Below are 17,058 nucleotides of genomic sequence, written 5' to 3' on the forward strand. Positions count from 1 at the left end.
ACACAAATTATGAACCGGATAGGAGAAAATCCCATGAATAAAACCACTAAACGAGGACGTATGGTTAAGAAAACATTAATCGCCGCCACTACAGCAGCTGCACTTGGTCTAGGGATTATCAGCACTGGCTTTATCTCACCCGCTATGGCAGATACACTGGGACAAATTCCTGTCATAGGCAGTCTGTTCAATAATAACGTGGATAATGGGCTGAAGTTGGCTGCAGAGAATGGCCTTATTACCAAGCTCGGCATCAGCGATACCCATGAAGGAGTAACACTGAAAGTCTCTGAGGCTTACCACGATGGAAGCCGCCTGTCGATTGCCCTTGAACGCGAGGGAGTAACCACGACGGACGATCAGTTAATTGGACACTGGGAAAATCGGGAAAGAGGTCTTCTGGTGACAGAAGAATTTATCGTTCTGGTGAACGGTGAGCGAAATTTAATGAGCGTGATGCCAATCATCAATTCTGATCATACTGTACAAAAGAATGCTGCTCTGGTGGATATAATTCCCGAGGAAGGTGAGCAGCTGCCGGATGAGTTCGAATTAACCCTTCAGGTCAAACTAGCAGGGATTGATGATACTTATGAAATCCAGGTGCCTGTAAGCAAGGCAGAAGCACAATAAATTTCAAAGAAAAATGTAGCCCTTTCCGCTGAACAAACCGCAGAAGGGGTTTTTCTTTGTCTATATCGCTTGAATCGCTCGATGACCTCTAAACAACTATTTTTTTATATGATGGCCGGCATTGTATGATAGTACATATTAACGCAATACTCATTTCTTTGGTTCGTTATGAATAATCTGCTTTTTTATATGAATCATAAGCCGTACACCAAATCGTCGTATAATTAAGTCCAATTTACACCATAATGTACTAGAATTTTGACTTCTTGTTCGGAATGCTGTACATTACAAAGTGGACGAACAATAATCAAAACAAATACTATAATGTTCGCATTTAGAGGTGTATATAATGAAAAAAGTATTCGATTATGAAGATATTCAGTTAATTCCTGCAAAATGTATCGTAAATAGCCGTTCTGAGTGTGATACAACAGTCACCTTAGGTGGTCATACTTTTAAATTACCTGTGGTACCCGCAAATATGCAAACCATCATAGATGAGAAGATCGCCAGCTTCTTAGCAGAAAATGGCTACTTCTACATTATGCATCGTTTTGAGCCGGAGAAGCGTACGTCTTTCATCAAAGAAATGCACGCCCGCGGATTAATCGCATCCATTAGTGTCGGAGTCAAAGAAGAAGAATACGATTTTGTTGAACAATTAGCTAACGAACAGTTGATTCCGGAATTCATTACGATCGATATTGCACATGGTCATTCCGAGGCTGTCATTCGAATGATTAAACATATTAAACAGTATTTGCCTGCTAGTTTCGTTATTGCTGGAAACGTGGGAACTCCTGAAGGCGTTAGAGAATTAGAGAACGCTGGGGCCGACGCTACTAAAGTGGGAATTGGGCCAGGGAAAGTATGTATCACGAAGATTAAGACAGGATTCGGAACAGGTGGCTGGCAATTAGCAGCACTACGCTTGTGTGCCAAAGCTGCAAGTAAGCCTATTATCGCTGACGGAGGTATTCGGACACATGGGGATATCGCCAAATCTATTAGATTTGGCGCTTCTATGGTCATGATCGGGTCCCTATTTGCCGGGCATGAAGAATCTCCTGGTGATACCATCGAGATCGATGGAAAGCTGTATAAAGAGTACTTTGGCTCCGCTTCTGAATACCAAAAAGGTGAAAAGAAGAATGTTGAGGGCAAAAAAATAGTTGTCGAACACAAAGGCGCTTTAGCAGAAACCTTGAGAGAGATGGAGCAGGATCTTCAGTCCTCGATTTCTTATGCTGGGGGCAATAAATTAGAAGCCATTCGTAAAGTCGATTATGTTATCGTTAAGAATTCCATTTTTAATGGTGACAAGGTCTATTAATCCAGAAGAAATATAAGAATTATGTATATATAAATAGGTGAGTAAGGCGACTTAGGTCGTTCTTGCTCACCTTTTTTAGGTTGTTATGATTTCTGCTATACCACTTTGGGGTAATCATCTAATAGGTATTAGATTGAATAAGAGAGGATAATCCCTATGCCGCAAGCTATGATTATTATTAACCCCTCATCTGGTAAAGAAGAAGCTGGCGAATATGTCAGATATGCAGAAAGAGTTCTAGCTGATCAAGGCTACTTGGTTACAATCAAGGAGACGGCAAAAGAACTAGATGCAACTCGTTATTGTATCACTGCCTGTGAGGAGTGTTACGATTTAGTCGTCTCCATTGGCGGGGACGGCACACTTCACGAGACCATTAATGGTCTTATGAATCAGAAACAACACCCAAAGTTAGGTGTAGTCCCTTTAGGAACAGTTAATGATTTTGCCCGCGCGTTACAGATTCCACTGAATCCCGAAATAGCCATTCAAACCCTTGCTTCCTCTAACGTAAAGACAGTAGATATTGGTTGCTTAAATGACCGCTTATTCGGAAATGTTGTTGCTGTAGGTTCAATCGCCGGATCCTTATCCTCCGTAACAATCGAAGAGAAAACCAAGCTCGGCTCATTGGCATATTTGAAAGAAGGCCTAAAACAACTTACAAGCACTTCCCCGCACCCTCTTGTTATTCATTATGACGAGAAAACATGGCAAGGCGATTCCCCGCTTTTTCTCGCCGTGTTAACCAACTCCGTTGGCGGATTCGAGAATCTGATCCCTGATGCTGCGGTTGACGATGGTCTGCTTCACTGTTTTATTATTCAAGACCTCAGTATACTCAATACCATTACAGCCAGTATTTCTTTATTACTTGGCAGTCTTAAGGATCATAAAGACGTTGTCTATTTCACGGCCCAAAATGTAACTGTAAGCTCTCCAGAAGCTGTAAGAACCAATGTGGATGGTGAAGAAGGTCCGATTTTACCAATTTCGCTAAGTGTTCTCCCTCGTCATATCCAAGTCATTGTGCCGGAAGTAGACTAACAAATAAAAAGCAGTCCGGAACTCAAAAGGTTCCAGACTGCCATTATTATATGGATGCCCCATTCCATACCTTCTCTTTGCAAATCACTTATAAAAATTCTATTCCGCTACAATAAACTTTCTACTTAATAACCACATTCCGCCGCTAATCCCTAAGAAATAGATGGGCATCGTCAGTAATGAACCATTATGCAGGGCGCTCATTCCCCATGTCGCCAAACTAACTAATAAGTAATATCCCAAGCTGAAGATCGCACCTGCTGTTCCCACAACATCCTGAAAATTGACAAGCGCAAGACTTAGACAATTAGGTAAGGCGATACCGGCCCCCATTAACATGACAAAAAGGGTTACCAAGATACATACGATCAGTATCATATCCGGCAACGTTCCGAGACTACATACTAATGTTAATAGTAAGGAACCGGTAGCCATGACTAGACAGCCGATGTGAATTATTTTTTCTGCGGCATAGAGACTCAATAATCTCTTGGACATCATTGCTCCCACTATCGATGCCAAAGCCACAACAATACCTAGAAAACCATATACTCCCGGTGAAATGTTAAAGTGTTCAATAAATATAAAGGGTGCTTCTGCATAATAGCTAAATAAAACTCCATTGATGCCCCCGATCAGTAACCCAAACACCAGTACACGTGGCAATGAGAGCATTCTTTTAACGATAGGTAGAATAGCCACCTTTTTTCTCGCGGAAACATCAGTCGTTTCTGGCAGCTTCCAAAAAGCATATACAAATAACAACACACTCATCGTTACTAGTGTAAAGAAAACCGCCCGAAAGCCAAAAGCTTGATCCACGAATCCGCCAATAAGAGGCCCTACGGCTGGAGTAAACGCAATCACCGCCGAGATTTGGGCAAACATGGCATGCCGCTTATTTCCGGATACACTCTCACGAAGAATCGTTTGTGTAATGATTGAGCCTGTCGCTGCCCCAAACGCTTGAATGAAACGGCTGACCAGAAGTAGAGTAATGGATTCCGAGTTAAAACACATCAAGCATCCAATACCATATACAATGAGGCCACCCAGCATGGCAGGTCTCCGTCCGATGAAATCAGAGAGCCAACCCCAACACAAAACACCTAAAGCAAATCCGATAAAATAGATACTTAATGTTAATTGTACAGAACTATTAGAGACCCCAAGTGCTACCGCAATATCCGGCAACGATGGAGTGTAGATCGTCTCACTGATTTGCGGAAAAGCCACAAGAACAATCATTAGCAGTAAAGATGGTGCTGCATATTTTTTCATATTAAATTCGCCCTCCTACAAGCTTATATCCTAGAACAACAAGAATATGAGCCTAGCTAGGGAAATGGGGGCATCATTATGGCAAGACGACTATAGATCATCATGTTCGATATTACCTTTCATTGTTAAGCTTTCTTTGTTATAGGAGGGTTTCAATTATTCGACTAAAATATCATTATATACGGTAATAGAAAAGCTCTCAAACGAAACGCTTCGCCTGAGAGCTTATTTATGTTACGAGTTTTTTTCCGAAAATCCTTATGCAGTTATACCAGCGGTGCTGGACTTCTTTTTATCCTGAGAAGCATGTAGCTTTACCATCACAAATCGTGCAAAAGGCTGGATCACTATACTTTCAGCGATCAGTGCAATCAGGAAATTTCTTGGCCAATTCGCTAAGAAGTGATGGAACGTATCAGAACTCAATCCATTCCCGATAATGTCTCCAATAAAGGTCATCACAAAAGACATTCCTAGTACGGTGAAAAGAATACGAAATAGAATTTTGGCATTGAAGCTATCACTAGGTTGTGTGAATTTAGCTGTCAGCTTTTCTGCGATACGCCCAATAACAACAGGCTCTATAATCATAACAATGACCCAAATGATCGGAAACACCTTAAGGATCGATAAAGCAACTTCCCCATTGAATTCTCCAACCGCTAAAATGATATTTAATGAAGACATAAACAGAACGGTTAGTGTACAAATAATTGCACCGTATAATGCGCCCTCTTTGCCGTTTCTCGGTAATCTTGTTTCTAGATTCATGACGTTCTTCCTTTCAAAATTGTGGGTAATAGTTTCGCAATAGTCTTTAAAGGTGCAGTAGATCGCTGCGTTTGACACAGCATGATCGCTCCCTCAATCGAGGTTGTCATCCATAAAGCAATATCAGAAGCTAGTTCATTTGAGAAGCCTTCAGTTGCAAGCTTCGTGTAGTAAATAGTCTGAATGTTCTCATAAAGTGAGTTACATGCTTGGCGGACAGGCTCACTGACCGTAGCCATTTCACTGACAATACTGCTAAATGTATAGCCTGTAAGCTTGCCCTCGGTTTCCAAGTTGTGAATTAACTTATTAAGCATGAATTGCGTGGCCTCTTGCGTAGAAGAATGCTTTTTGAAAATGTCCTCCATATCTATTGTGATTGCTTCCTTTAGGCTCTTTAGACAAGCAATTAATAGTTCTTCTTTTCCATTTGGAAAATGATGATAGAGCGCTCCTTTGGTAACATCACAAGCTTTTAAAATTTCACTAACGCCTACACTCTTGTAACCTTTTTGTTGAAAAAGGAGTGTCGCCTTCTCAATCATTAGTGATTTTGTATCCATAATTACGTATTCCCCCTAACATACCAACCGGTCTGTTTGTTATTATAACAACATAATATCCGCTAATGTAAGTGTTTTTTGTGCCGAGGGAGGCAAAGTTGCCGTCACGCATGGATTAATGTTATCATTCTGATGGAGTTATCTTACTTTAAATATGAAGGAGGAATACCTGATGAAAAAGAGATCCCTAAAATATTTATCTTTTGGTATTGGGTATTCTACTGCTGTTTTTTTCTAGAATTAATGATGGATAGGATAGGTCTGTCAAAAATTAAAACTAAAAAACAGTGGAGATATATAACCTAGCTATCGTTATGTATCTTCTATTTAAAGGAGACTTCATAAAAATGAACTTAAATAATCATGTGATTACAAGATATAATCCAGAAAATATTGCGAAACCCGTTGGTAACTACAGTCATGTAACAAAAATAAGCAGAAACGCTGAAATGTATGTATTTTCTGGTCAAATTGGAATCGATCAAAATAGTAATATCCCTACAGATTTTAATCAACAAGTAACAAACACGATGAGTAATATTGTGGAAGTCCTCTCTTCTCAAAAGTTGACTCCCGATAACGTAATCAAAATCAACATTTGGGCCACTGAAGAAATCGATTGGGATCATTTCTATGAAATTTGGAATAAAGTATTCGGGATGACGCCTCCTTCAATGACCATTGCTTATGTTAAAGGATTAGGTTTACTAGAATTAAAAATTGAGTTAGATGTGTGGGCGGCAGGTTAAATACTAGATTAAAAAAGACTGTTTAAATATTCTCTATGCAAAACGAGCCTATAGAAGCAATTCTAAAGGCTCGTTTTTCTAATCTGACAGCAAAAAGAGCTCAGTCTCCTGAGCTCTTCAAATACATTTCTATCTTTTTATATCTGAAGAATTGTCCCAACCTTCAACGTTCTCGAGCCCCGGAATGCTGTCTTTATAGAAAACAGGATCCTTCCCTTCACGTTTCTGCTGCTTATAATCCTTCAAGGCGGCAAAGGCCACTTTGGATAATAGCAGGATGGCAATCAAATTCACGATAACCATGAAACCCATAAATAAGTCAGCCAAATCCCATACCAATTGAACCTTTGCTACGGAACCAAAAATAATCATCGCCAAGACACTGTATCTATAGAATAATAATACTTTTTTGTTGGAGTTCAAGAATTCTATATTAGTCTCACCGTAATAATAATTTCCAATTAATGTACTGAAGGCAAACAATAAAATCATGATCGCTAGTGATCCAGATGCCCACGAACCAATATGCTCGCTTAATGCGGCTTGTGTCAGCTTGATCCCATCTAGCCCAGGCTGCTTGTAGGCATCAGACAGTAAAATAATAAATGCCGTACTCGAACAAATGAGTAACGTATCCGTGAGTACGCCCAGGGCTTGCATTAGCCCCTGTTTCACCGGATGACTTGTGGTTGCCGTTGCTGCAGCATTTGGCGCACTCCCCATGCCCGCTTCGTTAGAGAACAAACCACGCTTCACGCCCTGTAGAATTACTGCACCAAGAGAGCCACCAGCGACTTGTTCAAATCCGAAGGCACTTTTCACAATGAGTGCGAGAACTCCCGGGAGCTCTGTAATATTAATCAGCATAATAATAAGAGCAGCCCCAATGTAGATTCCTGCCATTACCACCACAATATATTCGGACATTCTTGCGATACGCTTAACACCGCCGAAGATAACCAGCGCAAAGGTAGCAGCCATTATAAGGCCAAGAATGGCCCGATTGGTGCCAAATGAATTCTCAAAGGCCACTGTGACCGTATTCGATTGGACCGCGTTAAATACAAGCCCGAAGGATAATGTAATCAGAACCGCGAATATCGCTCCCATCCAGCGCTTGTTCAGGCCTTTCTCCATATAATAGGCAGGCCCACCGCGAAATCCGGTCTTATCCTTCACTTTATATACCTGTGCCAAAGTGCTTTCTATAAAACCAGACGCTGATCCAATAATGGCAATCACCCACATCCAGAAGATAGCCCCTGGACCACCTATCGCAATAGCAATTGCGATTCCCGTTATATTACCTGTCCCTACCCTCGCCGCCATACTGATGCAGAAGGCCTGGAAGGATGAAATACTATCTTTTGACCTTTCATTAGATCCTTTAAGAACCCGAAACATTTCTTTGAACATACCAAACTGTACAAATTTCGATCTTACGGTGAAATAAAGTCCACAAGCAATAAGAAGGATCACCAATATTTTCGACCATAAAAAATCATTTGTTACGCTAATCATACTATCTAAAAATTGTTGCATGTAATTCCGCCTCTCCATTCTGTCGATCCCAAGTTGCTAAGCTTATAACACATAGTATTTTCAAATATAACAGTCATTATTTCAAATGCCAATAAAAATTGTAACTTTCATAACATCTCTTGTCAGTGGGTTTCGCATACTTTTCAGAATTATGGTAGAAAATACTATACATATCTGAAGAAAGGTGGAGCTCTGCCCTATGGACAAGGAAAAAGAAGATATGACTTTAACGGATCGACAGGGTCATCCAATTACAGATAATCAAAATATACGGACGGTAGGCAATCGCGGACCGTCGACGCTCGAAAACTACCACTTTATCGAGAAAATATCTCATTTTGATCGAGAGCGTATTCCGGAACGTGTTGTACATGCTAGGGGTGCAGGAGCCCACGGGTATTTTGAAGCTTATGGAAAAGTAGGCGATGAACCCGTCTCGAAGTATACGCGTGCTAAGCTTTTTCAAGAAGCAGGCAAAAAAACACCTGTATTCGTACGGTTTTCTACGGTAGTTCATGGTGTTTACTCTCCGGAGACCTTTCGGGACCCCCGTGGCTTCGCCACAAAATTCTATACAGAGGATGGCAACTGGGACTTGGTCGGCAACAATCTGAAGATTTTCTTTATCCGTGATCCGCTGAAATTTCCTGACATGGTTCATGCTTTCAAGCCAGATCCCGTGACCAATCTGCAAAACCCGGAACGGATGTTTGATTTCGTATCGAACTCTCCTGAAGCTACTCACATGATTACGTTTTTGTTCTCTCCTTGGGGGATTCCAGCCAACTATCGGCAGATGCAGGGGTCTGGGGTCAACACCTATAAATGGGTGAATGAAAAAGGCGAAGCCGTCTTAATCAAATACCATTGGGAGCCGCTGAAACATGGCATTAAGAATCTCACTCAGCAAGCCGCTGAGGATATCCAAGCCAAAAACGTCAGCCATGCTACGCAGGATTTATATGAGGCTATTGCGCGCAAGGATTATCCTGAATGGGAGCTTTGTGTACAAATCCTGAGTGACGATGAGCATCCAGAGCTCGACTTTGATCCACTCGATCCTACTAAGCTTTGGGATCATGAACGTTTTCCATTTTTACCTGTAGGGAAGATGATTCTGGATCGAAATCCAGATAATTATTTTGCCGAGGTCGAACAGGTCGCTTTCGGGACTGGAGTTCTAGTAGACGGTCTGGATTTCTCGGATGACAAGCTGCTGCAAGGCCGGACGTTCTCCTATTCGGATACTCAGCGGCACCGGGTGGGCGCGAACTACATTCAGTTGCCGATTAATGCTCCAAAGACAAGGGTAGCAACGAATCAGCGGGATGGGCAAATGACTTATCATGTGGATAAGGCACCTGAGCAAAACCCACACGTGAATTACGAACCATCCTCGCTTGGCGGGTTAAAGGAGGCAACCCCTTCTGGCAAAGAACATCAACCGATGTATAATGATCGACTAGTTCGCGACAAAATTAGTCGGGCAAATGACTTCGGGCAAGCTGGAGATACCTATCGCAAGTTCGAGGATTGGGAACAGGATGAATTGATTCATAACCTGGTCGATGCACTGAAAATATGTGCGCCTGTCATTCAGAATAATATGATCGAGCATTTCACAAAGGCCGATCCAGACTATGGCCGTCGAGTGGCTGAAGGTCTTGCTCAAGCCCAAGCCGACCACAAGCATATAGGTACCTCGGATAATCGAGCCGGCGCGGAAATTGCGGAGCAATCCGGTAAACAAACCGATGGCTATTAGATGTTAAAAGAAGGGTTAAGGGACCTGTTATACGGGTTCTTTAACCTTTTTTTGATTTTGGGAGCTTTCGCTTTGCCATATTCACGTAACATATGAACACTATGATTGTTGTGTAGCTAAGATCATAGGAGGAACAAACCGTGCAAAATACAACCATATTAATTACTGGGGGAACCGGATCATGGGGAAGACAACTCGTGAAACGGTTATTGGAAAGTGACCCTAAAGAAATCAGAATATTTTCCCGCAATGAGTCACTTCAAGTAGAACTACAACAGGAATATCATCATAATCCCAAACTAACGTTCATCATCGGTGATATACGTGATAAGCAAGAACTGATGCAGGCTTGCCATCAGGTAGATTATATCTATCATTTAGCGGCCTTGAAGCATGTCCCGATCTGCGAACAACAACCGGACAGTGCGATGAAGACTAACGTACTCGGAACTCAGCATGTGATTCAAGCCGCTATTAAACATGGCGTTAAAAAAGTGATCTACGTCTCCACTGATAAAGCAGCTCATCCATCGAGCACCTATGGAATGACAAAATCACTCGGCGAAAAGTTAATGGTTCATGCCAATCTCAGACAAACCAAAACACAGTTTGTATGTGTGAGAAGTGGCAACGTCCTCGGCTCAACCGGCAGTGTGGTTCCCATTTTCAAACAAAGTATTGCGGATGAGGTAGACATTTCCCTTACAGATGCTAGAATGACTCGCTTTTTCTTAACCATAGATGATGCAATTACCTTACTCCTTAAAGCGACAGAAGAAAGCAGGGGCGGAGAAGTCTTTGTGACCAAGATGCCTGCTTGCAATATTAAGGATCTTGCCCAAGTCTTAATTGATAACTTATCAACTAGCACGATCCAAATCAATGAAACGGGGATTCGCCCAGGAGAAAGCTTAAGCGAGGCCCTAATTTCGGAATTCGAGAGTGCTTCTTCCATTCATCTGGATGATCACTATTATGTGATTCTCCCTCCTTTTCCTATAGAAGGGTTACAAGAAGCTTATGCCTCTTGCCCGCCTGTGGACTTCCAAAGCTATGATTCCAATCATGTGTTGATGAGCCAACCCGCAATAAAAGAAATGCTACAACAAGGTGGGTTCCTATCATGAGGCCCTCGATCGTATTTACAGGCGGAGGCTCCGCAGGACATGTATCTGGTAATCTAGTGTTGATCCCTAAATGTCTTGCAGAGGATTGGGACGTCCATTATATAGGTTCTGAACAAGGGATTGAGCGCAAGCTTTTGTCTGAATACAAGGAGGATGTGACCTACCACCCCATTTCCACAGGAAAATTGAGACGCTACTTCGACTGGAAGAATGTAACTGATGTATTCAAAGTCATGAAGGGCATCTTTCAATCCTACCGGCTCCTACGAGCCATCAAACCAGGTGTAATTTTTTCTAAAGGTGGATTTGTTTCTGTACCGGTCGTGATTGGAGCCAAACTTAACAAAGTGCCCATCATTATTTATGAACCAGACTTAAATCTTGGACTAGCTAATAAAATATCACTTCCGTTTGCCACACATCTGTGTACAAATTTTCTGGATACTGTAACCAAATCTGCTTCACTCAAGGCCGTTCATGTGGGACCGCTCTTGAAGGAGCAATTCAAATTAGCGGATAAACAACGTGGTTTAGCCTTTTGCGGATTTACCTCTGTTAAGCCTGTTCTTCTTATTATGGGAGGAAGCCAAGGGGCACACAGCATTAACCAAATGGTGAACAATGTACTCGCTGAGTTGATAGATAAATTTCAAGTGGTTCATATTTGCGGGGAGGGAAAGGTTGATTATCACCTCTCTATGTCAGGCTACAAATCGTATGAATTCATTACAAGCTGTGAGCTGCCGCATTTATTAGCTATGGCGGATGTTGTCGTATCGCGTGCAGGCTCAAATTCTATGATGGAGCTTCTTTTTATGCAAAAGCCAATGTTATTAATTCCTCACACGAATGGTGGCAGCCGCTCTGGTCAACTTGCCCAAGCGCAGTATTTTCAACAAACTGGACTCGCTGAAATGTTACTTGAAGAAGAGATGACTAATCAAACCTTTGTTCATTCGATTATGATGCTATACGAGAACCGCTCTACTTACAAAGATAAGATGAAGCCTTATGAGAACGGCAGAGGAGCCTATAAGGTAATGAATTTAATCAAACAAGTAAGCGGCGAGGACTTAACAATGTTCAAGGCAGGTACGGTTTAGATGGGAATGAAGCTAGCGAATTGGCTACTCCTCTGCTTTATCGCTGTCGTCTGTATCTTGGTTTATTTTGGACAAAGGATCCTATAATAAACATCTCTAAATTGTACCGAACATTTTTGGAATGGGTATAATTAAAGCATCAATAATCTTAGGGGGAGTAACTCATGGAGAAACATCCTACGTTAGAAATGTATGACTACAATGTATGGGCTAATCAAACGATCATCCATCGCTTAAAGGAGTTGCCTAAAGACATTTATCATAAGGATATCCAGAGTGGTTTTTCTTCGGTAGCAAAGGTTGTGACGCATATTTATGTCGTGGAGAATATTTGGTTTGACTTGATTTCAGGGCGAACTAGGAATGAAGCTATAGCATCAGCAGCACAACTAGAGCCCTTGTTAGCAATAAAAGATATTGAAGAAATGGATGTCCTCTATCGTGAGCTATCCAGTAAAAATAAAATGGTTCTGAATAGTCACATAGATAAGGACCCCGCCGTTGTGTTAGATCATCCAACTATGGGATCGCTTGAGACATCTATTTCCGGAGCTATCTTTCACATCGCGAATCATGGCAGCTATCACCGCGGTAATATCGGGATAATGCTGCGACAAATGGATCATACCTCAGTACTACAGGATTATGTTGCCTATCTATACAACGAGCCGAAATAATCATAACGCTGCTTCATCTATCGTATTAATTAGCTACAGATTTGAAATATTGATACACCTGATTTAGCTTCTTTTCATGTTTACCTTTCGGACTCTCCATGTTGCCAAACTCGAAAAACTTCACTTTCTTGATCCCACAATATTGAAACAATGCTTTTCTCATCAGCACTTTATGGGAATTATTTAACCAATATAAAGGATACAGGGTTGGACCCTTCATGCTGGAAATACAAACTACCGACTTCCCTTTCAGCAGCCCTTCAGGTATAAGCCCGCCCTTTTCTCTGTAAGCGAAATTAGAAGCAAACATTTGATCAATATAACCTAGCAGCATGGCCGGAGGCCGCCCCCACCAGATGGGATACACGAATACAATTTTGTCGGCCTGACGAATCTGCTCACGATATTTCTCTAGCTGGGGATCGGTGTGCATGTCTCTTCTCCGTTTATGTTCATTAAAAACCAGCACCGGATCAAATTGCTCTTCATATAGATCAAGTACCTCTATCTTCGAGATCTGTTGATTCTCATTACTTCCTTGGATGACTTTATTGAAAAAAGAATAACTTAAACTTTTATGATTCGGATGTGTATAGATGACTAAGACGTTCATTGCTCCACCTCTTTAATTATCATTTGATAACAAAATCGTATCACAACCTATATTTAGTTGTCAAATGATAATTGTATTATGATAATTATTTTGTTAAAGTTTACACTAAGAGGTGATCGTAATGGACAAAGAAGCGTTTTTTCATAAATTAGTGACCTTTACGACGGCAGTCCATGAAGTAACATTCGACCTAACCAAAGATGTTAGACCGGAAGGTATTACGCCTGTTCAATATAGTATTCTGGAGTATATTGCCGTTAGCCAGCCTGTTACCCTCAGCCAAATCAGCGATTGTAAGAATATCTCTATGCCAAACACAAGCCGTGAACTTAAGAAATTAACGGAAAAGAACCTTTGTGAGAAGTTTGATGTCGCAGAAGATCGGCGTAAGCAATTTATCCGACTGTCTGAAGAGGGACAAGCGATGATGAATAAAGCTTTTGAGCAAATCGGCGAACGTTTTCTGGATCGAATTAAAGATTCTTCTACTGAAGAATTGGAGGAAATCAACCAAGCGCTCGATGTACTTCAGTCCAGGGTGTTCATTAACGGTCAATGAGTGGATTAAAAAGAAAACAGAGCAGCGTATCTCCATGATTGGATAACCGCTGCTCTGTTTCCTGGTTCATGAATGGGCTGATTCATGACTAATTATAGGTTCACCAAAGTCTAACGACTCGGAACCCGTCTCGCCTTCAGCTAAATCGCCGAATCCACTATTTCACCAGTCCACCGATAAAGGACTCGAAATTGTCAGCCAAGCGAGTAATCTTGTATTTGTTATCACGATCTACATGGATAACCTCAGGTTCGCCATCATTTCCAAACTCGCGGTAATCCAGCATGATTACTTCATTCTCCGAAGGACAATCACAAATCACCACACCAACCTCTGGATAACGTCCATTTTCAATCACATTCCGGCTGCCTGAAGCTCCACAGAGCGACCTATTTTTATCTCGTCCAATGCCAAGGATACCTGAAATCGTAATAAATTCTCCTGTTCCCGGAATTGGGTACCGATTGTTATGAGGAATTCCCCCATTATGTAACTTCATCATTTCAACGTAGTATTTTGGCAACTTAAATACCAGCTCTTCTTCCACTGAAGCAATCAATGCATCTGTAGGCGGTTCAGAGATATATTGTTCGAACGCATACTCGCTGTCATCCCAAAAATTGGTGGAGTCGATTGCTACTACAGGCTTATTTGCGGGTTTACTCACAGGCTTTTTGGTAGCTTTCTTAGCCAATTTGCGTTTGATCCAACCCAAAAACTCCAAGGTGTCCTCATCATCAGGCTCTAGCTCGTCTGCAATTGTAAATGCTTTTAACGCTTCGTCATAGCGCTTCAGATAATAGTAGGAAACTCCGATACGGTAATGCCAGAGCGGATCACCTTCACCCTCTTCTTCAATGCTCAAATACTGCTCTAAGGCCTCTTCATATTGCCCGAGATTATTAAGTGCTCTGCCCAAATGACTAGTTAGAACATAATCTCTTTCCTCTTCAGGAATTTCCGTTATTGCATCCACGATTTCTTGAAATTCATCCTCTTCATGCCAAGTGTCCAATTTTTCCAATAGCTCATCACTCATCATTAATACCTCCTAGTAACGATCACTCAAAATACCTATTAGAAATTATACCATTTATAGCCTATGCCCAGCCAATAACGCAAGTCCTCCTGCGTATTCATACCCTTGAGGGGGTTATTACATAGGAATAGTATGTCGCAAGAAGATTACAATCATCACAAAAAAAGCGCCGTGTCAGCCACAGTCGCTCTTTGATTACGATTCTTTTCATCATTAGCTACTCAGTCTTTAACAAAAGTTTCAAACTTAGCAACTGACTCGAGCTGGTTGAATACAACACCTCTAATCTTAAATGATCCTCTAATTTCTGAAAGCATAATTTACTATTAAAAAAATAGGCCGCAGAATTGATTTGCGGTCTATTTGTGTAGACAGAGAAAAATTTATTTATAAACATCTTTTAGAGGGAACAAAGATAACTTACCATCCTCCATCCGGTATACTTTATCACAATATTTAAGCATACGTTCATCGTGAGTAACCATAATCGCTGCTTTCTGGCGTGACTTCACCTCTTGCGCGATTAGACTAACTACTTCATGGGCCCGTTTAGTATCCAAACTAGCTGTAGGCTCGTCCGCCAAGATGACATTAGGGTTATTTATTAAAGCGCGAGCGATGGCTGTCCGTTGCTTCTCCCCACCTGATAACTCTTCTGGAAGACTTGTTAGCTTCGCGCCAAGACCCAGCTCTTCGAGCAGCTTAGTGGCCAATTGCTTATCCTCTCTAGTTACTGTGCTTGACATCCTTTTTACTATTAGCAATTGATCCAAAACATTTAAATATGGAACCAAATTTGAAGATTGCATAATAAATCCGATTTCTTGTAGTCTTATATTCGACAGTTCTTTGGCAGTAAGCGTAGAAATAGTATGCCCATTCAGCTTAACTTCCCCTTCTGAAGCTTCAAGCATGGCTCCAGCAATAGACAAGAACGTACTTTTACCTGAACCCGACGGTCCAATTACAGCCACGAACTCACCCGGCTCGACCGATAGGGTTACATGATCAAGTGCGGCGATACGATTACTTCCTTCAGCATAGTATTTTGTGACATCATTCATTTGTAATCCCTTAGTCATTATTCAACCCTCCCCAATGCCTGTAGCGGATCAATCTTTGTAATCTTTCGAACGGATACCATCGAACTTAACACAGCGATGATTAGTAAGATTAAAGAATAAATTACGACAAGATTCGTTTCCAGCTTGAAAGGCATACCCTTCGGCATAATGGCGGCTGTCCCATAAGTAAGTAAGATTCCAATTACAATACTAGTCAAAGAAATTATAAATACTTGCGATATAATGGCTTTTCCAAGGAATTTGTTACTGGCACCTATAGCTTTCATAATGCCAAACTGGTTACTCTTCTGCATCGTAATTACATAGAAGAACACTCCAAGCACGAATGCAGAGATCGCCAGCAAAAATGCTAGCATCATTAAAATAGTACCATTCTCTTCCTTGTAACCTGGCATCCCTTGAACAGCTTCTGCCCGGGTAACCGTATCCGTACCTGATAATTTGCTATTCATTACTTCTGGATCGATATCCTTGCCTTGCAGCATAATTGCATTAACCGGACCTGGAATTCCTTTATCTGAACCCGGAGCAGCAAAACTAATCTTCCGCCACTCCTCCATCGGAGTAAATACGGAAGCAACGTGGTTATAGGTCTGATCCTTCACAAACCCGATAATCGTTAATGATTCCGTTGTACCGTCTAACTGAAAAGTATCACCTAGGCTATAACCCTCATCCTTCATGGTCAAGTTCACTAGTACACCAGTAGAATTCTCAGAAGTTAAACTCTCCCCTTCCACGATAGTCGGCTCCAAGAAACTTCCTGGATTAATTCCAATAATCGCGATGTCTACCTTATCCTCATTCTTAGCACCTTGCTCTTTCAGCGCTGTTGCCATTGTACTTCCCATCGGTGCTGCAGCACTAACATTTGGCAATAACTCCACTTCGGTCAATAACTGCTCAGACAGAAGAGACTTGCTCATCGAAGACTGCGACCCTTCTTCAAAAACTACATAATCAGCCTTCATAGTCTTGAGTGTGGATGCAGCTAGTGTAGATAATCCAGTTCCTAAACCTGATAAAATGAATACCAACCAAGCAATTAATACAAAAATAATAGCAATCATTGAAAACTTCATTTTACTATGCATTATTTCCTTCATAGCTAAGAACATTATCTTTTTTCAGCTCCCTTTATATTAATTGACACATGTGTCAATTTAGATGG

At 41.4% G+C, this 17,058-nt stretch carries 17 protein-coding genes; 9 read left to right on the forward strand and 8 right to left on the reverse strand.

What is annotated here, in order from left to right; all coding sequences use genetic code 11:
- Nucleotides 1–33: 33 nt before the first annotated feature.
- The 3 genes from CA600_RS00795 to CA600_RS00805 all read left to right on the forward strand — a co-directional run bounded on the left by CA600_RS00795 (nucleotide 34) and on the right by CA600_RS00805 (nucleotide 3,013).
- Nucleotides 34–633, forward strand: a complete 600-nt coding sequence (locus CA600_RS00795) for a DUF4179 domain-containing protein (protein ID WP_179281474.1) — start codon at nucleotides 34–36, stop codon at nucleotides 631–633.
- Nucleotides 634–982: 349 nt separating this feature from the next.
- Complete coding sequence (gene guaC, locus CA600_RS00800; protein WP_094868449.1) at nucleotides 983–1,966, forward strand: GMP reductase; 984 nt, start codon at nucleotides 983–985, stop codon at nucleotides 1,964–1,966.
- 156 nt (nucleotides 1,967–2,122) lie between these two features.
- Nucleotides 2,123–3,013, forward strand: coding sequence for a diacylglycerol/lipid kinase family protein (locus CA600_RS00805; RefSeq protein WP_094868450.1), 891 nt, complete (start codon nucleotides 2,123–2,125; stop codon nucleotides 3,011–3,013).
- 99 nt (nucleotides 3,014–3,112) lie between these two features.
- Here the strand turns inward: CA600_RS00805 and CA600_RS00810 are convergent, their stop codons facing one another.
- From CA600_RS00810 to CA600_RS00820, 3 genes are all read right to left on the reverse strand, one after another.
- The gene (locus CA600_RS00810; protein ID WP_094868451.1) at nucleotides 3,113–4,294 is read right to left on the reverse strand and encodes a multidrug effflux MFS transporter; all 1,182 of its coding nucleotides are present in this window, start codon (nucleotides 4,292–4,294) and stop codon (nucleotides 3,113–3,115) included.
- 258 nt (nucleotides 4,295–4,552) lie between these two features.
- Nucleotides 4,553–5,065, reverse strand: coding sequence for a DUF2798 domain-containing protein (locus CA600_RS00815; RefSeq protein ID WP_218832750.1), 513 nt, complete (start codon nucleotides 5,063–5,065; stop codon nucleotides 4,553–4,555).
- A complete protein-coding gene (locus CA600_RS00820; RefSeq protein WP_094868452.1) occupies nucleotides 5,062–5,628 on the reverse strand; it encodes a TetR/AcrR family transcriptional regulator in 567 nt (188 codons plus the stop codon). Before CA600_RS00820 ends, CA600_RS00815 begins: the two co-directional genes overlap by 4 nt.
- Before the next feature lie 347 nt (nucleotides 5,629–5,975).
- Between CA600_RS00820 and CA600_RS00825 the strand changes: the two genes are divergently transcribed.
- Nucleotides 5,976–6,377: a RidA family protein gene (locus tag CA600_RS00825; RefSeq protein WP_094868453.1), complete on the forward strand. Its 402-nt coding sequence runs from the start codon at nucleotides 5,976–5,978 to the stop codon at nucleotides 6,375–6,377.
- A gap of 129 nt (nucleotides 6,378–6,506) precedes the next feature.
- Here CA600_RS00825 and CA600_RS00830 read toward each other — a convergent pair whose 3' ends face one another.
- The gene (locus CA600_RS00830; protein ID WP_094868454.1) at nucleotides 6,507–7,919 is read right to left on the reverse strand and encodes an alanine/glycine:cation symporter family protein; all 1,413 of its coding nucleotides are present in this window, start codon (nucleotides 7,917–7,919) and stop codon (nucleotides 6,507–6,509) included.
- A 199-nt stretch (nucleotides 7,920–8,118) separates the two neighbouring features.
- Here CA600_RS00830 and CA600_RS00835 point away from each other — a divergent pair, with 199 nt between their 5' ends.
- The 4 genes from CA600_RS00835 to CA600_RS00850 all read left to right on the forward strand — a co-directional run bounded on the left by CA600_RS00835 (nucleotide 8,119) and on the right by CA600_RS00850 (nucleotide 12,591).
- A complete protein-coding gene (locus tag CA600_RS00835) occupies nucleotides 8,119–9,684 on the forward strand; it encodes a catalase (protein ID WP_094868455.1) in 1,566 nt (521 codons plus the stop codon).
- A 140-nt stretch (nucleotides 9,685–9,824) separates the two neighbouring features.
- Nucleotides 9,825–10,811 (forward strand): SDR family NAD(P)-dependent oxidoreductase, encoded by a 987-nt coding sequence (locus CA600_RS00840; protein ID WP_094868456.1) that lies wholly within the window; start codon nucleotides 9,825–9,827, stop codon nucleotides 10,809–10,811.
- Nucleotides 10,808–11,914: an undecaprenyldiphospho-muramoylpentapeptide beta-N-acetylglucosaminyltransferase gene (locus CA600_RS00845; RefSeq protein ID WP_094868457.1), complete on the forward strand. Its 1,107-nt coding sequence runs from the start codon at nucleotides 10,808–10,810 to the stop codon at nucleotides 11,912–11,914. The genes CA600_RS00840 and CA600_RS00845 overlap by 4 nt, the downstream gene beginning before the upstream one ends.
- Before the next feature lie 164 nt (nucleotides 11,915–12,078).
- Nucleotides 12,079–12,591, forward strand: a complete 513-nt coding sequence (locus CA600_RS00850; RefSeq protein ID WP_256989670.1) for a DinB family protein — start codon at nucleotides 12,079–12,081, stop codon at nucleotides 12,589–12,591.
- Nucleotides 12,592–12,616: 25 nt separating this feature from the next.
- Here CA600_RS00850 and CA600_RS00855 read toward each other — a convergent pair whose 3' ends face one another.
- Nucleotides 12,617–13,204, reverse strand: coding sequence for an NAD(P)H-dependent oxidoreductase (locus CA600_RS00855; protein WP_094868458.1), 588 nt, complete (start codon nucleotides 13,202–13,204; stop codon nucleotides 12,617–12,619).
- A 121-nt stretch (nucleotides 13,205–13,325) separates the two neighbouring features.
- On the opposite strand from CA600_RS00855, the gene CA600_RS00860 reads away from it, so the two are divergent.
- Nucleotides 13,326–13,763 carry a MarR family winged helix-turn-helix transcriptional regulator gene (locus tag CA600_RS00860; RefSeq protein WP_094868459.1) on the forward strand — a complete coding sequence of 146 codons (438 nt, stop codon included), beginning with the start codon at nucleotides 13,326–13,328 and terminating at the stop codon, nucleotides 13,761–13,763.
- Nucleotides 13,764–13,920: 157 nt separating this feature from the next.
- On the opposite strand, the gene CA600_RS00865 is transcribed toward CA600_RS00860, so the two are convergent.
- The 3 genes from CA600_RS00865 to CA600_RS00875 form a co-directional block, all read right to left on the reverse strand.
- Entirely contained in the window at nucleotides 13,921–14,802 is an 882-nt protein-coding gene (locus CA600_RS00865) for an SMI1/KNR4 family protein (protein ID WP_094868460.1), read from the reverse strand.
- Between the two features lie 383 nt (nucleotides 14,803–15,185).
- Entirely contained in the window at nucleotides 15,186–15,884 is a 699-nt protein-coding gene (locus tag CA600_RS00870; RefSeq protein WP_094868461.1) for an ABC transporter ATP-binding protein, read from the reverse strand.
- On the reverse strand, nucleotides 15,884–17,005 hold the full coding sequence (locus CA600_RS00875) for an ABC transporter permease (protein ID WP_094868462.1): 1,122 nt from the start codon (nucleotides 17,003–17,005) through the stop codon (nucleotides 15,884–15,886). The genes CA600_RS00870 and CA600_RS00875 overlap by 1 nt, the downstream gene beginning before the upstream one ends.
- Between the last annotated feature and the right edge of the window lie 53 nt (nucleotides 17,006–17,058).

Source organism: Paenibacillus sp. VTT E-133280 (assembly GCF_002264385.1).
GTDB classification, from domain to species: Bacteria; Bacillota; Bacilli; order Paenibacillales; family Paenibacillaceae; genus Paenibacillus_AQ; species Paenibacillus_AQ nitricinens.

Excerpts from the sequence above, each read along its gene's own strand:
- CA600_RS00795 (WP_179281474.1), top strand. The coding sequence starts at position 34 with ATGAATAAAACCACTAAACGAGGACGTATGGTTAAGAAAACATTAATC.
- guaC (WP_094868449.1), top strand. The coding sequence starts at position 983 with ATGAAAAAAGTATTCGATTATGAAGATATTCAGTTAATTCCTGCAAAA.
- CA600_RS00805 (WP_094868450.1), top strand. The coding sequence starts at position 2,123 with ATGCCGCAAGCTATGATTATTATTAACCCCTCATCTGGTAAAGAAGAA.
- CA600_RS00810 (WP_094868451.1), bottom strand. The coding sequence starts at position 4,294 with ATGAAAAAATATGCAGCACCATCTTTACTGCTAATGATTGTTCTTGTG.
- CA600_RS00815 (WP_218832750.1), bottom strand. The coding sequence starts at position 5,065 with ATGAATCTAGAAACAAGATTACCGAGAAACGGCAAAGAGGGCGCATTA.
- CA600_RS00820 (WP_094868452.1), bottom strand. The coding sequence starts at position 5,628 with ATGGATACAAAATCACTAATGATTGAGAAGGCGACACTCCTTTTTCAA.
- CA600_RS00825 (WP_094868453.1), top strand. The coding sequence starts at position 5,976 with ATGAACTTAAATAATCATGTGATTACAAGATATAATCCAGAAAATATT.
- CA600_RS00830 (WP_094868454.1), bottom strand. The coding sequence starts at position 7,919 with ATGCAACAATTTTTAGATAGTATGATTAGCGTAACAAATGATTTTTTA.
- CA600_RS00835 (WP_094868455.1), top strand. The coding sequence starts at position 8,119 with ATGGACAAGGAAAAAGAAGATATGACTTTAACGGATCGACAGGGTCAT.
- CA600_RS00845 (WP_094868457.1), top strand. The coding sequence starts at position 10,808 with ATGAGGCCCTCGATCGTATTTACAGGCGGAGGCTCCGCAGGACATGTA.
- CA600_RS00850 (WP_256989670.1), top strand. The coding sequence starts at position 12,079 with ATGGAGAAACATCCTACGTTAGAAATGTATGACTACAATGTATGGGCT.
- CA600_RS00855 (WP_094868458.1), bottom strand. The coding sequence starts at position 13,204 with ATGAACGTCTTAGTCATCTATACACATCCGAATCATAAAAGTTTAAGT.
- CA600_RS00860 (WP_094868459.1), top strand. The coding sequence starts at position 13,326 with ATGGACAAAGAAGCGTTTTTTCATAAATTAGTGACCTTTACGACGGCA.
- CA600_RS00865 (WP_094868460.1), bottom strand. The coding sequence starts at position 14,802 with ATGAGTGATGAGCTATTGGAAAAATTGGACACTTGGCATGAAGAGGAT.
- CA600_RS00870 (WP_094868461.1), bottom strand. The coding sequence starts at position 15,884 with ATGACTAAGGGATTACAAATGAATGATGTCACAAAATACTATGCTGAA.
- CA600_RS00875 (WP_094868462.1), bottom strand. The coding sequence starts at position 17,005 with ATGTTCTTAGCTATGAAGGAAATAATGCATAGTAAAATGAAGTTTTCA.